The following is a 20,812-nucleotide window of genomic DNA, read 5'->3' on the forward strand; positions in this document are numbered from 1 at the left end:
CGCCTCCATTCCATCAGGAGAACACCCATGATCCAGTCGATTCCCTTGAAGAAGCTCGTCCCGAGCCCGCGCAACGTTCGCAAGTCGAGCGACGTGCTGGCTGACCTTCAGCTGCGGGCAGACATTGCTGCGCGCGGCCTGCTGCAGAACCTCGTCGTGCGCAAAGGAAAGCGCGGCAAGTTCGAAGTCGAGGCCGGCGGTCGCCGTCTCGCCGCGCTGCAGGCGCTGGCCGAAGAGGGCACCTTGCCTGACACGCACGAAGTCACCTGCCTCGTGATCGAAGGCGAGGAAAGCGAAGCGCGCGAAGCCAGCCTCGCCGAGAACTTCCAGCGACTCGCGATGAACCCGGCCGACGAGGCACAGGCCTTCGCCTCCATCATGGAAGCAGGAGCTACGACGGAAGACGTGGCTCGCCGCTTCGGCCTCACTGTCCGTTTCGTCGAAGGGCGCCTGCGTTTGGCAAGTCTGGCACCCTGCGTCTTCGAAGCACTCGCCGAAGGCACGATCACGCTCGACATGGCCAAGGCCTATGGCGCGATTTCCGACGTGGAGCGCCAGGCGCAAGTCTATGCCGAGCTGCAGGACGCCTGGTACCAGATCACTCCTGACACGATCCGCCGCATGGTGCTCGATGCCACGGTGCGTGGTTCCGATCCGCGGGCCGTGCTTGTCGGACGCGATGCCTATCTCGCCGCAGGCGGCCGGATTGAGCGCGAACTGTTCGACGATGATGCCAGCGAGAGCTGGATCGATGTCGCGCTGCTCGAAGACCTCGCGCACAAGGTCATGGAAGAGGCGGCGGAAAAGACCGCGCTCGAATATGGCCTTGCCTGGGTGCGCCCGACCCTTGGCACCTATGTCAGCCATGACCTTGTTGAAGGTCTCAGTCGCTTGCCCTGCGAGCCTGCGCCAATGACCGAGCAGGAAGCGCAGGAGCTCGGCGAGCTCGAGGCCGACTACGACCGCGTCGCCGCCGTGCTCGAAGACGAAGACAGCGACGAGGACGAGGTCGCCAAGGCCGAACAGGAACTCGTCGTCATCGACCGCGCCATGCGCGCGCTCAATGACCGGCCGCCGCTACTCGCCGATGAACTGAAATCCGAGGCCGGTGCCTTCCTAGTCCTCTCTCGCAATGGCGAGCCAACATTGGTCCCGCAGTACTACACCAAGACCGAGGTCATCACCGACGAAGGTGTGGTCGAGGCAGTCGAGGAATCCGGAACGGCGAAGCCAAAGGGGAGTTCATTGTCGCAGCGCCTGCTCGATGAACTCGCAATGCAGCGCCGCGACATCCTGGCAATCCATCTCGCCAACGACCCGGCACTGGCGCTCGACTTCATGGTCTTCACGCTCGCCGATGCCGATGGGCATGACTGGCGCGCCAAGAAAGCGTCGACCCTCGTCGGCTCGGTCGCGTCCGGCCCGGTCACCGGGTTCGAGGCCAAGGATGCCCCGGCAAGTGCTGCTATGGCCGAGTTCGCAGGATCGCTCGATGAAAGCTGGCGTGCTGGCGAAAACGACGTCGAGCGGTTTGCTAGGTTCCGGGCACTGTCTGACGAGGCGCGCTCGGCCTGGCTCGGCCATGTCGTCTCTCGCACGCTGGTTGCCAGCCTTGCCTGTGACGGTGAGCGCTCGGTGCCACTGCACGAGGCGCTCGGCTCGCTCCTCGAAATCGAGACCGCGCATTGGTGGCGTCCCACGGCGGCGAATTACTTCGACAGGGTGGCCAAGGCCCGCACGCTCGAAGCGCTCGATGCCGCCGGTGGTCCCGATTTGGTCAGTCGCTACGCTGCCTCGAAGAAGACTGAGCTTGCGAGCGCTGCCGAACGCATCTTCTCGGGCAACTTCATTGGCGAGCCCGAGGTTAAGGAACGGGCGCAGGCATGGGTGCCTTCGATCATGCGTTTCGCCGGTTTCGAAGAAGTCGAATTGGCCGACCACGAAGGCGACGAGGCGGTCAACGCCGAAGAAATTGACGAAATTTCCGAGCAGGCTGCCTGACCCCTCCTGACAGGTCCAAGTCACTCGGCAGGCGGTCCGTCCCATTTGGGACGGGCCGCCTTTTCCGTGTTAAATTTTGGACCGTGAGTAGACAGTCGGGTTGCGGCGCCAAGAACCAGAGAAGCGGACGTTTGTGATTGGCACTTCCTCGGCGCATAAGTAAGCCGCTTATCAACCGAGGGCTCAATAACCGAATTCAGGAAGGCAGAGCTAGCGCAAGCCGTGCTTTAAGCGGGCCTAGCGTTCATCCAAGACCAGCCTCTGCTATAAACGGGGTCGGCGTGTTCTTCCAGTGAGACTGGTCAGACGCTACAACAAGAACTCGCTTGGCTCGCGTCAGGCCGACGTAGAATAGCCGCCGAGACTCATCATACGCCTCCTGCGTCGATGTCGAGAAATGCGGGATATTTCCATTGTTCATGCAGATCATTGCAACGCCCTCGAATTCGCGTCCTTTGGAGTTGTGCAGTGTGATCAGCTTGAGCGCATGCTGGGGGTTGGCGAATAGGCCCATCTCGGAAATCAGCAGGTTAGCGAGATCGACCTTGCTGGCCTGCATGTCAGACAGCATTTCTTCGGCGGAATCGATCAGCGGCTGTTTTGCGCTGTTCGGCAACCATTCCTCGTGCTCGAGATAGTCACCAGCCTCGCGGGCGATAGCGCGCAGCCATGCGACACCGCCGGGATGCCGGCCGGCAAGTTCGCGAGCGAGATAGATAAGGCCGAGTGCCGCGCGACGCCCCTGATAACTAAACATATCATAGCGCGAGTTCCCGGTAAGATCACTGATGAGCCGAAACAGTGCTCGCTCGACACCCGGGAGTCCGAGGTAATTGCCGGCCTCGGCGCAGGCCCCAAGTTGCTCCGCAAGTCCGGCAAGCAGACGGCGACGCTTATAGGGGCGCGCGCCCGGACCGAAGACCGGGACGTCGAATTCGCGGAGGGCGCGAGCAACGGGGATGAGATGCGTCCACCATGGTGCCAGGATCGCGGCCTTGCCAAGCGGGATGCCAGCATCCTGCAGGGCGGGCAAGAAATGGTCGGTGATGGCGTCGATCGGCCGGCCGACATGGACGTAGTTCACTTGCGCCGCGAGCTGGGCTGCATCGCCCGCCGACTGCATCCCCGGCAGGGTCGGGATGAGTGTTGATGCAGTGCTGACTATTGCCGGCCCGCATCGGAAGTTGCCGGTCAGGGCCGTGTCGCGGTGCGCGTCGATCTGATCGCCGAACTGCTCGGCGAGTTCGGGGCGAGCGCCGGCGAAGCGCATGATCGACTGGTTCTGGTCACCGACGAGGAAGAAGCGGGTGTGGAGGAAATGCCGGAGCGCGCCGAAGATGGCGATCTGGATATCCGTGGTGTCCTGGAATTCGTCGATCAGCAGCCATGCAAAGCGGCTCGCGATGCCCCTTCCGACGAACGGGTGCTGTTGGAGAATCTTCCAAGAAAAATAGAGGATCATCGCGAAATCTAGATATCCATGGGCGCGGACCCGTTCCCAATAGAGCGCGGCGGATTCGTCCGTGACGATGCCGGTCTCGATACCCTGGCCGCAGGGTTCGCCGTTCACGTCAATGCGAAGCGCTTCATAGTTCTCGAACACCTGCCCGGCGGGCATGCGACCGAAGGCATCCTCGACCGCCGTCACGATCTGCTCGAACAGGCTGTTCTCGCGGGAGAGCACCTGAAACGACGCTGGCACCTCGGGAATCAGCCAGCTGTAGGGACGCAGGATGAATTGCAGGCAGAAAGCGTGGATCGTGGTGATTTCACAGTGGTCCGCGATTGCGTTGTTGCCGTAGGTGCGCAACCGGGCCTCGATCTCGTCGACCGCGGCGTTGGTATAGGTGATGCAGCCGATGAACTGGGGCGTTCCGACGACCTGATCGGCCAGCGTCAGTAGCTTGGCGAGAATGACCCGCGTCTTGCCACTGCCTGGGCAAGCCGTCAGCAGAAGATTGCCGTCATGTTCGACCGCCTCACGCTGTTCTGGTGTCAGCCGGATCATTCGGTGAGCCACTCATAGGCCTGCTCGATATAGGGCGGCAGATCGGACGCGAGATTAGCGTAGCGCGCTGCTATCTGCGCGAAGCGCGCTTTGCCAAAGCGCTTGGCGGTATTGAGGGTGATACGGCCAAGTTCGACGCGCAGCGCCGTCTCTTCGGCGAGGCCCAGTCCCCCGAGCGTGAGCGTTGCGTGCCCATTCTCCATCTGCGCAAGGATCTGCGGCGCGCCGAGAGCTCGAACGGTCTCGATCAACATCGGCAGGCGTCCGACCGATACCAGTTCGCGTTCAAAAGTAGTGGCGCCCGCGAATGTGGACACAAAGTCGCTTTCCAGTGCCACCAGATCGGGGGCGTCGGTTTCCGGATCGAAGTCCTCGGCGTCGGACGGCTTCATGTCAGCGTCGGCCACGATGGCGCATTTCTTCTCTAGCGAGCCGGCGCGGAACAGCTTGGCATAGACGTCGAAATGGACGCCATGAATCGCGATAACCGAGATGCCGAGCCGCTCAAGCTTCACGCCGTAAACCTGCTCGATCAGCGCCGGGATCAGGAACATCTCGGCTGGCCCTTCGACCAGCATGACTTTGCGGGCGTAGAGCAATGCGCTCTTGGTTGCATCGAGATAGCGTTCGAGATCGGCAATATCTGGCGTGGTCAGAGCCGCATTGAGCGCGAGATTGCCCGCAGCAATGGTCGCGTCCTCACGCTTGGTGAGTGATACAATGCTGCTTAGCGGAACCTGTGAAGTTACCTGGGTACTGTGACTGGTCAGGATGGCCTGCACGCCGATCGCACGCAGGGCCGCGATCAGTGAGAATTGCAACTGGGGATGGAGATGCGCTTCAGGCTCCTCGATCAGGATCAACTGGCCGGCCGAGCGGTTTAACGCGATCCGCCGCTGGAGATATTCCATCAGGATTGCGATGTAGAGGATGTTGTTCATGCCAAGACCGTTACGGCCGGGTTCGAACGAGGTGAGCGACAGGTCCGACAAAATGACCTTGAGGTTGCGAATGATCGCGCGGAAGGTTGCGGCGGATAGGCCGAGCGTGGCGTCCATCTCGAACGCGGGACCGGAGACCTCCTTGAACCGCGCATCGATTGCCCCTGCTATCTCGGCGATAGTCGCCGAGTTCGTGATTGCCTGATTGGCATGGTCGAGGATGGCAATCAGGGCATCCTGCTCGGCCGCATCGATCTCGAACGCCTCGATGAGCCGGATAAGCGGCGACTGGCGGGGATTGCGAAGGTCGTTCTCGACGTCGCGGAGTGCGGGCAGATGAACAAGAAGGTAGGATTGCAGGTCGGCGAAGCGCACGGACTCGCCGATGCCCTCGTCATTCCATGTAATGTCTGTGAGGTCGATCGCAGGATCACCGCCACCGCGGATTTCCCAATAATAATCCTCGAGGGTCAGCGTCCCGGGTGCGATGTCGCCACTCGCAAGCTGCTCCCGTACAGCCGGGCGCGGGCGGAAGCGGTAGAATATGCGCGCACGATCCGCGGCGACCTTCCAGGTGCTGACCAGCGCCTCTTCGTTTACCCTGCCCTCGAACCCGGTCAGCTCGATGCCGATCAGAACCTGGCTTGGCTCGGCAATATCGATCGCGGAGTGAATGTCCTCGCGCTGAAGTGACCGGAAACTCGACGGCAACATATTGTCAAGACAGATCTGGATCGCGCGCAGGATCGCGGTCTTGCCGGTGTTGTTCTCACCGATAACGCAGCACAGATCATCAGCGACATTCACGTCAAGTGACGCGAAGGTACGAAAGTTCCGAATTACGATCCGCGCTAACCGCATCATCTTCCCCAAACTATTCGGCGGCTAAGTGACATAGAATCTATGCGGTTGAATCACGAGCGACGCCAGAAACAAGGACGTACTTCGCTTTGCATCGACTCCGACTTCTTCATCGAACAATCAAATCCAACCTCGGTTCGGCGCTGAACAGGAAACTGCCGCCAAAAGACCGTTTAGCCGAGGCTTCTGCGAAACTTGGCGCGCGATGTGATCACCGAAACGGCCATCAAGGGTAAGCGCGTAGTCGCCTGACCGAAACCGCAACTCCCCGGTCATATCTGCAAGTTTCTCGAAGATCGGACGAAACCCATTTCCATGACCGGTATCGCTGCCAAAACGTGAAACGCCTGCCTCAATCATCGCTTCAAGCGCCGCGCCTTCGTCGCCAAGCCCAGCGTGATCCGGATTCCGGGTGAGGCTGCGCAAGGCACCGATGCCGGCATCTGCAATGACGAATTCGAACCGCCCCGCCTCGGCGGAGAACAACGCGATCCCACTCCCGACCGCCTCCGAATGGTCAATGACATTCCCGATTAGCTCGCCCATAGCTGCTACCAGCAGTGCGGCCTTCTCGAAGCCCGCGGTCAAGGCCGCCTTGTGCGCGTCGATCTTGAAGCTATTGAGGGTTTCTTCCTGCTCCAGACCCTCACCCGTAATCGAGCCGCGCCGACCATCCGGCGCGAGCCATTGGCGCGGCTTGGCAGCAAGCGCGGAGAGCAGCGGCTGGAGCGAACCTCGATCTAGCCAAGTGCGCTCCCCGAGCCTCTGGAGGTCAATGCCGACCTCGAGGTTGGCCAGCTCGACGGCAGGGCCGGCGGCTCGCGCTCTGAAGACTTTGTCATCGAGCCGCGGAACAATGCCCCGCTGAAAAGCGCGGCCCAAGCCGTCGACCACACTGTAGTCGAATGACGGAGCGAGCAGATCAGGCTGCAAGCTTAAGCTTTGGCAGCAAGGACCCGAACCATCGTTCGGAAATCCGGATATTCTCATCGAGCAGCGCATCGACCGATTCGCCCGGCGCCGTCAGCCGCTTCTTCCAGCGCCGCTGCCCTTCTTGGTCGATCCAGGCTACTTCCCGGTGCTGGGCCTTCTCAAAAGGCGAGCTGTCGATGAGGCTGATATCGTAGAATTGCGAGAGCAGCCCGACCACCTGCGGCCCACCGCGCAACACCAGCCCGAGTCGACGTCCGGCGGCTTGCGCAAGCTCGATCAGCCAGAGCGCATGCTGGCGCATGCGCTCTGGGTTCTTGGCGCCGGTCGTGAACTCATATGCGATGTGGGTGACTTCCGGATGCGCAGCGACATACTCCGACCACCGCGCGAAATCATTCCAGGTGCGGCCGTTCACGTGGAGCGCGGCAGCCTGCCCTTCCGAGACTAGCTCGTGATAGGCTAGCACGATGCGGCGCATGGAGTGCATGTCGTCCCAGCGGGGACGGTCGACCATGAGGCTGAAATTGGGAGTCGTCACCATGGCGATGCCAAGGCGACGAAAATTCGCGATCGCCTTGATCCGACCCGGAGCTGCCAGCCTCCACCAGCCTTCGACCTCATGATCCTGCGCGACGCCCGAGAGGATGATGTCGGCGCTCGGGTCGATTTTGTAGCTTTGGACGACACTGTCGCGTGTATCGAACCGGCAGTCGGCACCCCGATCGAAGAACCGATAGAGGGGGATAGCGACCGCCGGAGCCGCGATCGTGCTCGCCAGCGCGCTGCCATGAAACAGCAGCGGCAAGTAGGACGGGAGAGTGCAAGGCTCAAGCAAATCGGCATGCGGTGTTGGGAGATCGAGCCCGCCGACTTCACGGACGCGGTCGGCAAAGCGATGCGCCTTCGGGCAGACGGCTTGGCAGCTGTCCGGATTACCGCAGCAATGATCGAGGCAGTTGAAGCCAGCCCCGTCGATCGTTTGGCCGCCACAGATGCCGAGATCAGGACAGTCAATGCACCCCATGGACATCGAGGCGTCCGGCCGGCTCCAGAAACTGTTGAACGCTCGTTTTTGACGGGACATCGAATTTCGCCTCTAGCTGATGGTCACCTCGAACACGCCGCTGATCGGGTCGGCCGCGACGATGTCGGCACGTGCGATATTGCAGCCTTGCTCGACCGATTGGATCAGTGTCGGGCTGGGGCTAGCGATCACCAGGACCGGCGAAATACCGCGCCGTCCGATCAGTCTGTCGCCTTCCATGCGCACCGCGACGGACTCTCCGATCTCGACCTGCGCATTGCCAAGCGCCTCAGCTTCGAAGCGGTTGGGAGCGCGATCCGGCGTCTTGGAGAACAAATCCGGCGTATTGGCATCCAGCGCTGCGTTATCCCAGCACTTCTCGAACGACTTCTTCGACTTCTCTTTGAAGTCAGTTCCCATCTTCGCCTCCCGCGAACATCGGTTTATAGATCTTGGCACGCCCATGCGATTGTTCGCATATCAACCCCAGACTCGACAATGATGCGAGTCGATTGTTCCAGGCGGTCGCCTTCACTTGGCTATTCTCGATTGACATCAACTTGTTCGCAGTCGTTTCGCCCACGCGATTGACCAAATCGAAGGTCAATTGCTGCATCGGATCGAGCTTGCCGATATGCCGGCAGCGCAGGACCGTGCCGTCTTCCCCGAGGATGCAGGCCATGAGGACGTCGCCCCGCGGATGGAGGAGCTCGACTAACTCGTCGACCACGTCCGAATTGGCGTTCGCCACGGCTGGGTAGAAGTTGGACTTGCGCCCCCGAACGAAGGTGCGAAACGCTAGGACGGATTCCCTGAGATAGCTGGCTGTGGCGACCTGTATCCGGTCGAAATTGAGAAACAGAGGCTCGGGTGCCTCCGTCTCCGCGGGCATTGCCTCGACCAGCTTCGCATAGAGCTGCCGTCCGCTCGGCGCTCCCGAAAGAATGGTCGTCCCAGTCAGATCCGCCACTTCAAGAATCACAATCGTCTCTTCTCATCTAATCCACGTGAGATAGGTGATTCGCCGTCTGCAGTCAACCGGGTGTGCAATCCTCCGATGTCTTGACTGATCGTCTGACCGAAGTCGGGCTTGCCAGCAGCTGGATCGCCGGCGCCTGAGCGAACGTCTTGTTTTAGGCGTGAGATACAGGAAGCCGAATGGCCGAAATGAGGGCACATAGAGGCAATCATTAATGAGAGGGGAGGGAGCTTTGCTCTTCCTGAACCGGGATAATTCCGTCTCGGCGATCAGGAGAACTCCCATGAACAAGTCCCGTCGCGCTGCATCGACTTCGCCAGCCCAGCGCATCACCGCTGCCATCATCGAAAAACTCGAGGAAGGCACAAAGCCCTGGGTCAAGCCGTGGCGCGGTGTGCCTGTCTCGCGGCCCTTGCGCTCCTGCGGGACGCCCTATCGCGGCATGAACACCTTCTGGCTGTGGATGGTGGCCGATGGCTGTGGTTACGCCTCGCCTTACTGGATGACCTACCGCCAGTGCCAGGCGCTTGGCGGACAAGTCCGCAAGGGCGAGAAATCGACCATCGCGATTTTCTACAAGAGCTATACCAAGGAGGTCGAGAACGCCGAAGGCGAAGCCGACACCGAGAACCGGCGCGTGCTCAAGGCCTATGCCGTGTTCAACGCGGACCAATGCGATGGCCTCCCCGCATTCTATCATCCCAAGTCGCTGGTTGCCGCGCTAGAGCCCGAAGGACGCGAAGACCGGCTCGATGCCTTCTTCGGTCAAGTGGGCGCAGACCTGCGCCATCATGGTGCCCAGGCCTACTACGAACCGCTGCGCGACCGCGTCACGATGCCGCCTGCCGAACTGTTCGAAGCTTATGACCACTATTACGCGACGCTCGCGCACGAGCTGTCGCACTGGACGGGTCATTCTTCGCGGCTCGACCGCGATCTCAAGAATCGCTTCGGCAGCGACGCCTATGCTGCCGAGGAACTGATCGCCGAACTTTCCTCAGCCATTCTTGGGGCAGAACTGGGTCTTCCGGTCACCCACCTCGACCATCACGCCAGCTACATCGCGTCCTGGCTCAAGATCCTTAAATCGGACGAGCGCGCGATCCTGACCGCTGCGGCCAAGGCCGAGGAAGCGGCCAGCCTGCTGCTCGAACTGGGCGGACACCAATCCAGCGAAAGCGATCCCGACATTGATCTCGCTGATGCAGCCTGAGGAGCCGTGAAATGGGACGTTCCGTCAGCTATCCGACCGGCTCCGTGGTGGCCTTTCGTCTGCTTGATGACGGCGATGACGATGATGTCGATTGGGCCTACGAGTGCCTAGTCGACGAGATCATCGACACCACGAAGGCGGCCTTTCCTTCCTTCGAGCGCTTCGATGGATGGCGCGACCGCGAGGACCGTATCCTCCTACGCAACGCTTTCGCCGATTGCGGCATATCGACCTACTGTGGGCTCGCCGCGATCTGGCTCGCGGAGCGCGACGATGCCCGGTACTGGGAGGCCGATTTCTACAACCCACGAACGGCGAGAGCACGGCACTGGCTTGGCCAGGTCTCGGGTAGGTTCATCGACCTGTTTGGTGAGTTGCGTCTGGTCGGGCGGTTCTCAAATGGCGAAGCGATCTTCGAGCGCTCCCGATCCGCTTGTGCCACCGGATCCTGATCCTGCCTCGTCCCTGTCCGCCGGGAGAGGCCCTTGGGCCGGTCAGGTCGAGCCGCAACCTGCGGCCCGTCGGCCCGTGTTGCCCGCGCCAGCCTAGGGCCGCGGGTTTCCCGCTGCGCGGTGCGTCACGCCCCTTCTACCGGCCCTGATCGGGCTCCGGCGGACAGGACCGAGGCAGTGGTGCCTCCTCTCCTTGTCCCCGCGATCAGGAGACACCCAATGTACGACAGCTTCATCGACCAGTTGAGCGGCCTCGACCTCTCAGGCCTTAGCATCAGGCCAGCTCCCTTCAACGAAACCGACTTTCCCTGCGAGGACGCGATCGACCAGACGCTTGGCGCCGTATGGTCCGACCTTTTCGCGATGTTTTCCGATACGGCCCTGGAGGCCGATGCCGAGGATATTGCCTGGGGCATGGTCAATCTCTTTCACCGTGCCGCCAGCCGCAAGTCCGCTCAGCTCGACCGGGCCAGCGATGAGATCCGGGTCCTCCTCGCATCTGCCGATGGATCCGAGGTACATTCGAGCAATCTGGAAGAGCAGGTCGAGCGCGCGCAGGCCGCCGAGGCCAGCATGCTGGCCTTCGAGCAGATGCGGGAGGCTGCCGCAGCACTTTACCGTGACGAGACCGGTTCTTCGTGGAAGCCTGTTTCTGGCTCGCGTACGAGCCATTCACGCCACCTTACTTCGGCTGTGATCGATGCCCGCGATTTCCTCCGCGCACGTGCTGAGAACCGGCGTCACGCTCTGATTCCGGAAGGAACTCCGGTCGTTTTCGCCGGTGGTCGCCGGAGCTTCGGGAGCGCCGAGGATGCGCGTGTCTACGCCGACAATATCTGGGCGACGCTCGACAAGGTTCGCGATGTGGTTCCCGATCTCTTCCTGGTCCATGGCGGCGACGGCAAGGGAGCCGATCGCCTGGCCGCAAGTTGGGCTGAACGCCGCGAAGTGCAGCAACTGACCTACTCGCTCGATCGTCGGCTCGGTGCCCGCGCCGGGTTCAAGCGCAACGAGCAAATGCTTTCCCTCAATCCGCGTTATGTCGTCGCATTTCCGGGCAATGGCGTGACCGAACGGCTTGTGATCGATGCCAAGGCGCGCCGGATCACCGTGGTCGATCGTCGCGGCCTCTTGGGCACCTCTCCCGGGTCCTGACGGGCCCATCATCATCTGCATTTGCATTGCGTGGATGTGCATTGGGCGCCGACCCGATTATAGACCGGTCATACAACTTGACGATCTGCTGCAGCGCTACTTTGCCACCACGGACCTCACCGGGGTTGCCCCCGACACCTTTGCAGCCGGTATTGAACATTGCCGGGTCGATCTCGGCCTTGAGGAGGACCGGGGCAAGCGCTCTGCACTGTGGTCGTTCCAGCACATGTTCGGGTCCGCCCCCGATCTCGATGTGGCGTTCGAGAACGAGGAAGATCGGGAAGCAGCCCGCAACTTCATGGATCTCCTGGCGGCATCGGAGGGCGAAGGGGTAAACTGATTGCAGCTGGGTCTTGGCACCGTCAGACCCACACCCGACACCCATCCGGCTTTCTTCGCGAACAGTCCTGAATCAGGTCAGCTGAGGACAGCAACCCGTTCCTTTCCGGCCGTGTTGTCGCGCTTCGCGCGCCTGCCCGCACCACCCGTCATGAACAGGTTTCCCTTCGGCCCTTCAGGCCTCAGGTGCAGTCCTCCCATGCCCTGCTTCTTCTGGATGTTCGCAAGCCGGAGATGGTCTCCGGTTTGAGGAACTGAAGGAATATCATCATGACCAATATCGCAATCCTCACCGGCCGCATCGCCCGCGATCCCGACACCCGCGAGACCAAGGGCGGCACCAATGTCGCCGGGATCACCGTCGTCACCGATCGCCCTGCACGCGACAAGGACGGCAAGACCTACAAGGATGAGAACGGCTACACCGCCAAGGAAAGCGAGTTCCACCGGGTGACCTGCTTCAATGGCCTTGCGAAGACCGTCGGCCAGTACTGCTCAAAGGGCCAGCTGGTCAGCGTCCAGGGCCGCATCCACTACACCCAGTGGGAGGACAAGGACGGGGTCACGCGCTACGGCACCGAGATCCTCGCCGACAAGGTCGACTTCCTCTCCCGCGGCAACGGGTCGAGCGACGACAACGACAACACCGGCGCTCCCGATATCGACTGAGATCGATCCCGGTCGTGCCCCCTACGAAGAGGCTCTGCCGCAAGCGGCAGGGCCTCTTCTTCTGTGCTTACTGGGTTCCCGGCTCTGCATTCGAAGCACGGGTTGAACCGCGCCCCGTCAGTTTCTCGATCGCGGCATCCTCGCCGAGTTTCCCGAGTTCTTCGGCAACCTTCCTCAGGCCCTTCTTCGAGAAGCTTTCAAGGCCGCTTCCCAGGATGATTTCGCCGAGTTCCTTGGCCGCTTGTACTTCGAGCTCGCGCTGTTTGGCGTCGAGCGCCTCGCGGTCCGCTTCGAGCTTTTGCAGGGCTGCAATCGCGCTCCTGTTTCGGGGCATGTTACTTGTCCTTTTATCTCCCTCGGATCTGCTCCCCGGTTGATTCCATGCGCGCGTCACTGGGGTGTAGGAAAGACAATTCGCACCCAGCAGGCGTTCGATACTGTGGCAGAGGTGGAGGGTCCTGGCTCACGGTTCTCCCAGCATGATGGCCTTGCGCCTCCCGCCTCAAGGACGGCGGGGCCCCACCATTTTGCCCGCTACCGGATTGCATCCGGCAGCGAACAAAATCGTTACCCCCACCGCCGCTATCGCGGTCGCCCATTCGGGCGATCCCTGACCCGGGATGCACAAGACCATCGCGCACTCTTCCTGTCGTCTCACGACAGAAATCAGGAGGATTATCATGGCCTATTCAATGCATTGCGCCCTTCCGTCCCGGAGCTATTTCGAGGCTCTGGAAACAGCCGAGAAGAGAGCGTTGCACAGCTTCTTCGATCAGCACGTTATCGAGGATGACGAGCTCGGGTATTTTGCCCTCGACGAGGGTGACTACAACATATTGCCAGCACATCTCGCAGCGCGGGTGGTCCACACGGTCCACGGCGGCTTGCTCGACGAGTTCTGAGACTACCGACAGGGCGGGAACCGGGAACGGTTCCTGCCCTTTTTTCTCGTTCGCCGGCTAGTCCAATCAAGCACAAGAAACCGGTTTGGTCAGTTGCTCTGACGGCCGCCCACCGCAATGCGGCGGCGCCCGATAAATGGAGCGGGGCTGTGGACGCACTCTGTCCCGCGCATCTTTCGATGCGCTCCTGAGGGTGCGGCGTAATTTGTTCTTGGGCCCCGCGTGCACTTGCGAACCGGCATCGGGTCGGGCGGCGGGAAGCTAGGGCACGCGACATGCCCCGCTTGCCTTGCTTCCCACGCACCCTTGGCCGCTGCCTTCTTCGCAGGTGCTGTATTTGGATGGAGGCGTCGAAATGTTTTCTATCTGCATGCGATCAGCTGCCAGGCCTGGATGCTCGCGCTCCAACATGGAGGTCGGGAAAGGTCGTCCTTGATCAATCCCCTTACTGCCTGGACCACCTCGCGCGCCTGGGAACAAGGGAGCACACCCTACCCCGCGATTTCGGGATTTAGCTCTCTGTTATTGCTGAAGAATGTGGTTTTGGGCGAAATCAACCCGTCTGCGAGTAGAGCGGCTTTGCGCTGATCCGCAGACAACTCACATCTCTTTACCACACTGAAATATTGTCTGAATCTTTCGATTGACTGCGAGTTGTTCACGATTTATTCTCATCATAACCTTCCGCAAGGTGAGCCAGGTTCCGTCGGCCCGACAAGGAACCTGCTTCATGACCCGACAAGATCGGCTTCAGACATTCGTATCTCTCTCCGTTGGTAACTGGGTTCGCCAGTGTGCCGCGGACCAGGGCGTCAGTGTCAGCGTCTTTATTCGTGACCTCATCGTCGCAGCGTGGCAGCGCGATAACGAGGCGAAGGACCGGCCCGCAGGGCTCGATCCCGCGCGCCAGGCTATCTTCATTTCGGTAGCGCTCGATGCGCTTCTTGCCAGCCATTCCGACGCGAGTCTGCGCGACCGTACTCACGAGGCATACCGGCGACGCCTCGAGCGTCTTGGCCTCCCCGTCAACGCAAACATGGGAGGCCAGTCCCATGAAGCATAATCTCCTGAACTTCACCCGCGGGAGCCAGCTGCTCGGCCACTTCGGTTTCATGTTTGCAGCCGGCCTGAAGGGCCCTTTGATTATCACCGGCCTGGTTGCCGTCGGCACCTGCTATTGGGAAGTGCGGTCGGCTCTGAGTGATCACCAGATCTACCTGGTCTGGATGCATATCTACGCCAGTCTCTATGCCTTCATGGAGTTCGATCCGGCCAAACTGGTCAACCTTGAATTGCTTGACGGCGAAAGGGTCGGCCTCCCCTTTGCCATCGTTCGCGAGTTCCCGCCGATGCGCGAGGCGGTCGAGGCGTTTCGATCGGCAGTGAAGCAGGGATTGCTCGTCTCGGCGGTGCTGCTGATCCCGGCCTTCGTGTTCTTCTGGTGGTTTGCCGAGCGCTTTGGCGGTCGGTCGAAGGAGCGCAAGCACGAGCGCGGCGCAATGCTTGTTTCGCTCGACGAACTCGAAGAAGAAATCGAGCGTCACAACAAGGCATTCCGGGCCGAGGAACTTGGACGCAAATTCGGCTGGAAGTGGCGGCTTGCGAGCTCGTCAGCGCTTGCGGAAGCGGGCCACTACCAACCCGCACATCTCGCCGGTGTAAGCTGGCCGTGGCGGCTCGAGCAGAGCCACGCCATGCTCATCGGTACGACCGGAACCGGCAAGACCGTGGCGCTCACCGAACTTGTTGCCGAAGCGCGTGAACGCGGCCAGCGCGCGGTCATTTTCGACCTCACAGGGGCATTCATTGAAGCCTTCTACGATCCCGCGCGCGACATCATTCTCAATCCTGTCGATGTTCGGTGTCCGCTATGGAGCGTGTTCAACGACTGCACGACGGAAGCCGAGTTTCACGCCGCTGCCGAGGCGCTCGTGCCCCATGACGGGGGTGGTTCAGAACAATTCTGGGTGCTTGCGGCGCGCATGCTGTTTGTCGAGATGTGTCTCCATCTTGCCCGTGCCGGCATGGCAACCAACGAGGCTTTGGCTCGGCGGCTGATGACCGCTGACCTGTCCGAAGTGCATAAGCTGATGCGCGGTACCATGGCCGATCCGCTGACCGCTCCGGAGGCGGCCCGCATGGCGGAATCGATCCGCGCGGTGTTCAATGCGAATGCGAAAGTGCTCAAGCTCTTGCCCTCATCCGGACCGCGCTTTTCGGTCCGCGACTGGGTCAAAGGCGACTGCCAGGCGGGCTCGATCCTGTTCCTCTCTGCCCGCTATGTCGACATGAGCATCTCCTCGCAGTTGCTGACGCTGTGGCTCGACACGGCGATGAATACGCTGATGACGCTCGAGCGCACACAGAACCTGCGGATGTGGTTTCTGATCGACGAACTCGGCGCCCTTCACCGACTACCGGCCCTCGAGAAGGGCCTGCAAACCGCGCGCAACTTCGGCGGTGCGATCGTCACCGGGGTGCATGCGTTTGCCAAGCTCAAGGAAGTCTACGGCGAGAACATGGCCATGACACTGTCCTCGCTTGCGCGAACCAAGCTTATCCTGGCGACGGCTGATCGAGAGACAGCGACCTGGTGCTCTGATTTCATCGGCCACCGCCAGGTGCGCGACATGGAAGAAGGTTACAGCTACGGGTACAACAATGCGCGCGACGCAGTCAGCCTGACACCCCGGCGGCAGATCGAGCCGTTGCTCCTGCCCGACCAGTTCATGAACCTTCCGCGATTGTCGGCCTACATCAAGTTTCCTGACGGATTCCCCGCTGCGCCGGTTTCGCTCATTCCGCGTACGCGTGGCCGTATTGCCGAAGGTTTCATCGGCCGCGAGAAACCACTCATAAAGCCTGGCCAGGGTCCTGCGGCAACGACTCTCCGAGCAAAACCGGGTTCCAAACCGAATGACGAGCATCCCGCTTCGAACGATGACGGTGCTGGTAAGCCTGTCGATTCAAAGCAGCTCAAACTCGACCTGGAGGGGCAGCGCCGTGTCGCCGATGAACCGCAGGATCGACAGGAGCCTGTGCCGCTTGAAAAGCTGAACGCAGGGCGCGCTGCTGGTGATCTTGGTGCCGAAACCCGCTCCGATGCTCATCGGGATGCGGGGCCATCGCTACCTCTCGCCGCTGTGCAAACCGGCGAGGATGCACCAGCAATGGGCGCGGAAAAGCATCCGTCCGAACCAGGGGCCGCCGGCGATGAGGCGGGTGGAAAGGGCGGTTCGACGCCCCAAGCTCGCGCGGTGACCAGTGGGCACCAATCTCTCACGCCGGTCGAGAAAGACCTGCGTGAAGGTGCGGTCGCAGATCCTCCGGAAAAGGATTTCGGCGAGTTCGAGCCCGACATGTGAAGAACAAATGGGAAGGGATTACCCGGCCGCGAGGGGAGCCGTGACAAGGACCAGGCAGAATGCTTTCCGTCGCCAATGTGCGCTCCCCTTCGGCTGCTGCGAGCTATTTCGCGGCAGACAATTACTACACCGGCGCCGATGCCGATCGTTCCGGAACCTGGGTCGGGAAGGGAGCGGAACGACTTGGCCTTGAGGGGCGGGTCAGCGCTGAGCAGTTCGATGCCTTGCTGCGGGGAGAACTTCCCGGTGGTATCCGGGTCGGCAACGCGGGCCAGGCCCACAGGCCGGGAACCGACCTTACATTCTCACTCCCGAAAAGCTGGTCGCTGCTCGCGCTGGTGGGCGGCGACCAGCGGATTATCGATGCCTATCGCGAGGCCGCCATCGAGACCTTGCGCTGGGCAGAAAAGAACGCGGCGCAGACCCGGATGGGCAGTCAGGCTGGTTACGGGAAGGTCGCGACAGATAACCTGACGATTGGTCTTTTCCAGCACGACACCAACCGCAACCAGGAGCCGAACCTGCATTTTCACGCGGTCGTGGCGAATGTCACGCAAGGCAGCGACGGAAAGTGGCGCGCGCTTCGCAATGACAAACTTTGGTCGTTCAACACGCTGCTCAACTCGATGACCATGGCTCGCTTTCGTCTGGCGGTCGAGAAAATGGGCTACGAGGCCGGGCCGGTTGGAAAGCATGGCAACTTCGAAGCAGCGGGCATTGCCCGCCAGCAGGTGATGGCCTTTTCGACGCGGCGCGAAGAAGTCCTCGACGCGGTACGCCAGCTGGGGGAGAACACTCCGAAAACCCGCGACATTGCTGTCCTCGATACAAGGAAAAGCAAGGCGCCCGTCAGGGACCGGGAAGGCCTTCTCGATGGGTGGCGGCAGAAAGCCCGGGAAGTCGGAATTGACCTTGCCGGTCTGATCGATGCGTCGCAGATGCGGGCTGCAACGAAGGACATTCCCAGCTCGAAAGAAGGGAGCCTTCTGCAGCGCGGAATTGCGAAGCTGAGAGAGTTCGCGCAGCGGATCAAAGGCGATCCGGCCGATCCACTGATCCCTGCCCATGTCCTCAAGCAGGATGCACCGACCATCGCGGCCGCACAGGCCGTGGCCTCTGCGGTACGCCATCTCTCGCAGCGCGAGGCAGCCTTCCCGCGTGAGGGATTGCTGAAGGCTGCGCTCGATTTTGGGCTTCCGACGACGGTCGACCACATCGAAACCCGTGTGAACGCACTCGTCAGAAGCGGTGCACTCGAGCCCGGCAAAGGCGAGCACAAAGGCTGGCTGGCGAGCCGGGAGGCGCTAGACCTTGAAAGCACCATTCTCGCGAATGTCGACCAGGGACAAGGTGCGGTGTTGCCCATTCTGGATCGACCGGACGCCGCAGAACGGGTTCAGGCTGTTGCGGCGCTCAACCACGGAATTTCGCTCAACGAAGGGCAGGAGAATGCGGCGAGCCTTGTCCTTTCGTCGCGTGACAGGATCGTAGCGATCCAGGGCATAGCCGGGGCGGGCAAAAGCAGCGTGATGAAGCCGGTCGCCCAGCTGCTCCGCGAGGAAGGCAAGCAGGTGCTGGGGCTCGCCGTGCAGAACACGCTCGTCCAGATGCTCGAGCGCGACACCGGCATCCGTTCGATGACCATCGCCCGCTTTCTCGCCCAATGGGGCAGGCTTCTGCACGAGCCGGGAAATGCCTCCCTGCTTGGCGAGGCTCGGAGCGCGCTCGCAGACCATGTCCTGGTGCTCGACGAGGCGTCGATGGTGTCGAACGACGACAAGGCCAAGCTGGTACGGCTGGCGAACCTTGCCGAAGTCCACCGCCTTGTTCTCGTCGGCGACAAGCGACAGCTAGGCGCCGTCGATGCCGGTAAGCCCTTCGACCTCGTCCAGCAGGCCGGGATCGAGCGCGCCAACATGGATGTGAATTTGCGCGGCCGCGATCCCGTCCTGCGGCGAGCCCAGGCCGCCGCGCAGGAGGGACGCATCGACGATGCGCTCCGGGCTCTTGCTCCTTCAACCATCGAGGCACGCGGCGACAGTGCGATTGTTGCTGCCGAAAACTGGCTTTCGCTCAGCCCGGCGGATCGGGATCGGACGTCGATCTACGCGTCGGGACGGGCCTTACGTTCTGCGGTCAACGAGGCTGTCCAGCGCGGACTCAAGGCCAATGGCGAGCTCGGCCCACGATCGGGCCGGCTGACCGTTCATTCGCGGGTGAATGTGACACACGAGGAGCTACGATATCTTCGCACATACCAGCCGGGCATGGTCCTCAACTTTCGCTCGCGCGACAGCACCCAGAAACTCTCCAAGGGTGACTACACAGTCAAGACCATTGACGAGGCGCGCAGGCAGCTCGTGCTTGAGGACAGCAAGGGGCGGCTTCGCAAGTTCAATCCTGCGCGTTTACGCCCAGGCGCAGACGATAGCCGCCTGTCGCTCTTCGAACGCAAGCCGCTGTCCATCATCGAGGGTGACAAGATCCGTTGGACCGACAACGACCACAAGCGCGGGCTGTTCAACGCCGACCACGCCAGAATCGTGGCTATCGACACAAAGAGCGTCTTGGTGGAGACGTCCGGGGGCCAGGAGCTCCGCCTGGGCCGCGGCGACCCCATGCTCAAGCGCATGGACCTCGCCTATGCCCTCAATGCGCATATGGCGCAGGGACTGACCTCTGATCGCGGGATCGCGGTGATGGACAGCCGCGAACGCAATCTCGCCAATCGGCAGACCTTTCTGGTCACGGTCACACGGCTTAGGGACGGCCTTACGCTGATTGCAGATAATGCCGAGAAACTTGGCCGGGCCATCAAGTCCAACAGCGGCGAAAAAGCGTCGGCCCTTGAAGTAACGCAAAGGCTCGAGGCGGCAGCTGCCAAGGGCCTTTCACAAGACAAGGATGTTGGCAGCGCTTCGCCTGCAAGTGACAAGCCCGAACTCACAAAGGAAAGGGTAAAGCCTTTCGAAATCGGCATTTGATCACCGACAGCCTGGACGATTTCAGCGTTACCAGGCACGATGCCTGTTCGAACGAATTGCGGAGCGTTGCCGGTGAAGGGTGTTTTCGAGATCAGCGGCAATTCGCGCTACGACGACCTCATCACAGAGAGGTATCATTTCCCCTCGCAATATCTTCCTCAAGCCCGCCAGCTTGAAAACGACTGGATCCTTTACCGCGAAACCCGCGTATCGGGCGGCCGGATGGCCTACATCGCGACTGCCTTCGTTGAGCGGATCGATCCAGATGAGGCCGATCCAACCCATTACTACGCACGCGTCAGGGACTATCTACCCTTCGATGATGTGGTCTCCTACCGCGATAAGGACGGACGCTTTGCCGAACGCTTCCTGCGCGAGATGGCCCGTCCTGGCGATGCCGGAAGGACGCTGCGCGGCAATTCGGTGCGCACGCTCGATGACGATGATTTCGTCGCCATCGTCAATCAGGGCCTGAGCGAGACACTCGACCCGGACAACCGGATCAGGCTCGAGCTCGACGAGCGGTACATCGACGATGCAACCGCCGCGCTCCTTGCCGATGATTTTGGCGAACGCCGGATCGAGCAGATCCTGGTGAACAAGAAAATCCGTGCCGCCAGTTTCCGCAATCAGGTTCTCGACGCTTATGACAGCACCTGCGCCGTCACGGGATTGCGGATCATCAATGGTGGCGGGAAAGCGGAGGCACAGGCGGCCCATATCTGGTCTGTCGCCGATGGCGGACCCGACGTCGTACCCAACGGCGTGGCACTCTCGGCTACGGCCCATTGGCTGTTCGACCGACATCTCATCACATTCGACGATAACCTGTGCCTGCTCGTATCGCACAACAAGGTGCCGTCCGACCTGTTGAAGCTCTTCCCGCCTTCAGGACAGAAGATCAGGCTTCCGGTCGATCCGAGGGATCACCCCCGTCCGGACTTCGTTGCCAAGCATCGCGCGCGTTTTGCGGGGTTCTGATCCGG

Annotated in this window: 18 protein-coding genes; 11 read left to right on the forward strand and 7 right to left on the reverse strand. The window is 61.3% G+C overall.

What is annotated here, in order from left to right:
• The first annotated feature begins 27 nt into the window (after window positions 1-27).
• A complete protein-coding gene (locus tag LK12_RS03430) occupies window positions 28-2,001 on the forward strand; it encodes a ParB/RepB/Spo0J family partition protein (RefSeq protein ID WP_039279304.1) in 1,974 nt (657 codons plus the stop codon).
• A gap of 244 nt (window positions 2,002-2,245) precedes the next feature.
• Here LK12_RS03430 and LK12_RS03435 read toward each other — a convergent pair whose 3' ends face one another.
• From LK12_RS03435 to LK12_RS03460, 6 genes are all read right to left on the reverse strand, one after another.
• Entirely contained in the window at window positions 2,246-4,009 is a 1,764-nt protein-coding gene (locus tag LK12_RS03435; RefSeq protein WP_039279306.1) for a UvrD-helicase domain-containing protein, read from the reverse strand.
• Window positions 4,006-5,814 carry an ATP-dependent nuclease gene (locus LK12_RS03440; RefSeq protein WP_331454119.1) on the reverse strand — a complete coding sequence of 603 codons (1,809 nt, stop codon included), beginning with the start codon at window positions 5,812-5,814 and terminating at the stop codon, window positions 4,006-4,008. Before LK12_RS03440 ends, LK12_RS03435 begins: the two co-directional genes overlap by 4 nt.
• Window positions 5,815-5,931: 117 nt before the next feature.
• On the reverse strand, window positions 5,932-6,744 hold the full coding sequence (locus tag LK12_RS03445; protein ID WP_039279311.1) for a hypothetical protein: 813 nt from the start codon (window positions 6,742-6,744) through the stop codon (window positions 5,932-5,934).
• Entirely contained in the window at window positions 6,734-7,828 is a 1,095-nt protein-coding gene (locus LK12_RS03450) for a hypothetical protein (protein ID WP_039279314.1), read from the reverse strand. Before LK12_RS03450 ends, LK12_RS03445 begins: the two co-directional genes overlap by 11 nt.
• A gap of 12 nt (window positions 7,829-7,840) precedes the next feature.
• Window positions 7,841-8,188 carry a hypothetical protein gene (locus tag LK12_RS03455; protein WP_039279316.1) on the reverse strand — a complete coding sequence of 116 codons (348 nt, stop codon included), beginning with the start codon at window positions 8,186-8,188 and terminating at the stop codon, window positions 7,841-7,843.
• Window positions 8,178-8,750, reverse strand: a complete 573-nt coding sequence (locus LK12_RS03460; protein ID WP_052223120.1) for a hypothetical protein — start codon at window positions 8,748-8,750, stop codon at window positions 8,178-8,180. The genes LK12_RS03455 and LK12_RS03460 overlap by 11 nt, the downstream gene beginning before the upstream one ends.
• A 280-nt stretch (window positions 8,751-9,030) precedes the next feature.
• Between LK12_RS03460 and LK12_RS03465 the strand changes: the two genes are divergently transcribed.
• The 5 genes from LK12_RS03465 (at window position 9,031) to LK12_RS03485 (ending at window position 12,575) form a co-directional block, all read left to right on the forward strand.
• Entirely contained in the window at window positions 9,031-9,960 is a 930-nt protein-coding gene (locus tag LK12_RS03465; RefSeq protein WP_039279318.1) for an ArdC family protein, read from the forward strand.
• Between the two features lie 11 nt (window positions 9,961-9,971).
• Window positions 9,972-10,412, forward strand: a complete 441-nt coding sequence (locus LK12_RS03470) for a hypothetical protein (RefSeq protein WP_039279320.1) — start codon at window positions 9,972-9,974, stop codon at window positions 10,410-10,412.
• A gap of 219 nt (window positions 10,413-10,631) precedes the next feature.
• Entirely contained in the window at window positions 10,632-11,567 is a 936-nt protein-coding gene (locus LK12_RS03475) for a DUF2493 domain-containing protein (protein WP_039279323.1), read from the forward strand.
• Window positions 11,568-11,637: 70 nt separating this feature from the next.
• Window positions 11,638-11,907: a hypothetical protein gene (locus LK12_RS03480; RefSeq protein ID WP_039280243.1), complete on the forward strand. Its 270-nt coding sequence runs from the start codon at window positions 11,638-11,640 to the stop codon at window positions 11,905-11,907.
• 269 nt (window positions 11,908-12,176) lie between these two features.
• Window positions 12,177-12,575 (forward strand): single-stranded DNA-binding protein, encoded by a 399-nt coding sequence (locus LK12_RS03485; RefSeq protein WP_039279324.1) that lies wholly within the window; start codon window positions 12,177-12,179, stop codon window positions 12,573-12,575.
• A gap of 67 nt (window positions 12,576-12,642) precedes the next feature.
• Here the strand turns inward: LK12_RS03485 and LK12_RS03490 are convergent, their stop codons facing one another.
• Window positions 12,643-12,909, reverse strand: a complete 267-nt coding sequence (locus LK12_RS03490) for a DUF6437 family protein (RefSeq protein ID WP_039279327.1) — start codon at window positions 12,907-12,909, stop codon at window positions 12,643-12,645.
• A 346-nt stretch (window positions 12,910-13,255) separates the two neighbouring features.
• Here LK12_RS03490 and LK12_RS03495 point away from each other — a divergent pair, with 346 nt between their 5' ends.
• The 5 genes from LK12_RS03495 to LK12_RS03515 all read left to right on the forward strand — a co-directional run bounded on the left by LK12_RS03495 (window position 13,256) and on the right by LK12_RS03515 (window position 20,807).
• Window positions 13,256-13,477 carry a hypothetical protein gene (locus LK12_RS03495; RefSeq protein WP_039280245.1) on the forward strand — a complete coding sequence of 74 codons (222 nt, stop codon included), beginning with the start codon at window positions 13,256-13,258 and terminating at the stop codon, window positions 13,475-13,477.
• Between the two features lie 730 nt (window positions 13,478-14,207).
• A complete protein-coding gene (locus LK12_RS24100; RefSeq protein ID WP_082010325.1) occupies window positions 14,208-14,540 on the forward strand; it encodes a hypothetical protein in 333 nt (110 codons plus the stop codon).
• Complete coding sequence (locus LK12_RS03505; RefSeq protein WP_039279331.1) at window positions 14,530-16,842, forward strand: type IV secretion system DNA-binding domain-containing protein; 2,313 nt, start codon at window positions 14,530-14,532, stop codon at window positions 16,840-16,842. The genes LK12_RS24100 and LK12_RS03505 overlap by 11 nt, the downstream gene beginning before the upstream one ends.
• A gap of 59 nt (window positions 16,843-16,901) precedes the next feature.
• Entirely contained in the window at window positions 16,902-19,826 is a 2,925-nt protein-coding gene (mobF, locus tag LK12_RS03510; protein WP_039279334.1) for a MobF family relaxase, read from the forward strand.
• A 72-nt stretch (window positions 19,827-19,898) separates the two neighbouring features.
• Complete coding sequence (locus LK12_RS03515; protein ID WP_039279337.1) at window positions 19,899-20,807, forward strand: HNH endonuclease; 909 nt, start codon at window positions 19,899-19,901, stop codon at window positions 20,805-20,807.
• Window positions 20,808-20,812: the final 5 nt, after the last annotated feature.

Origin of the sequence: Novosphingobium malaysiense (assembly GCF_000802225.1) — a bacterium.
GTDB classification, from domain to species: Bacteria; Pseudomonadota; Alphaproteobacteria; order Sphingomonadales; family Sphingomonadaceae; genus Novosphingobium; species Novosphingobium malaysiense.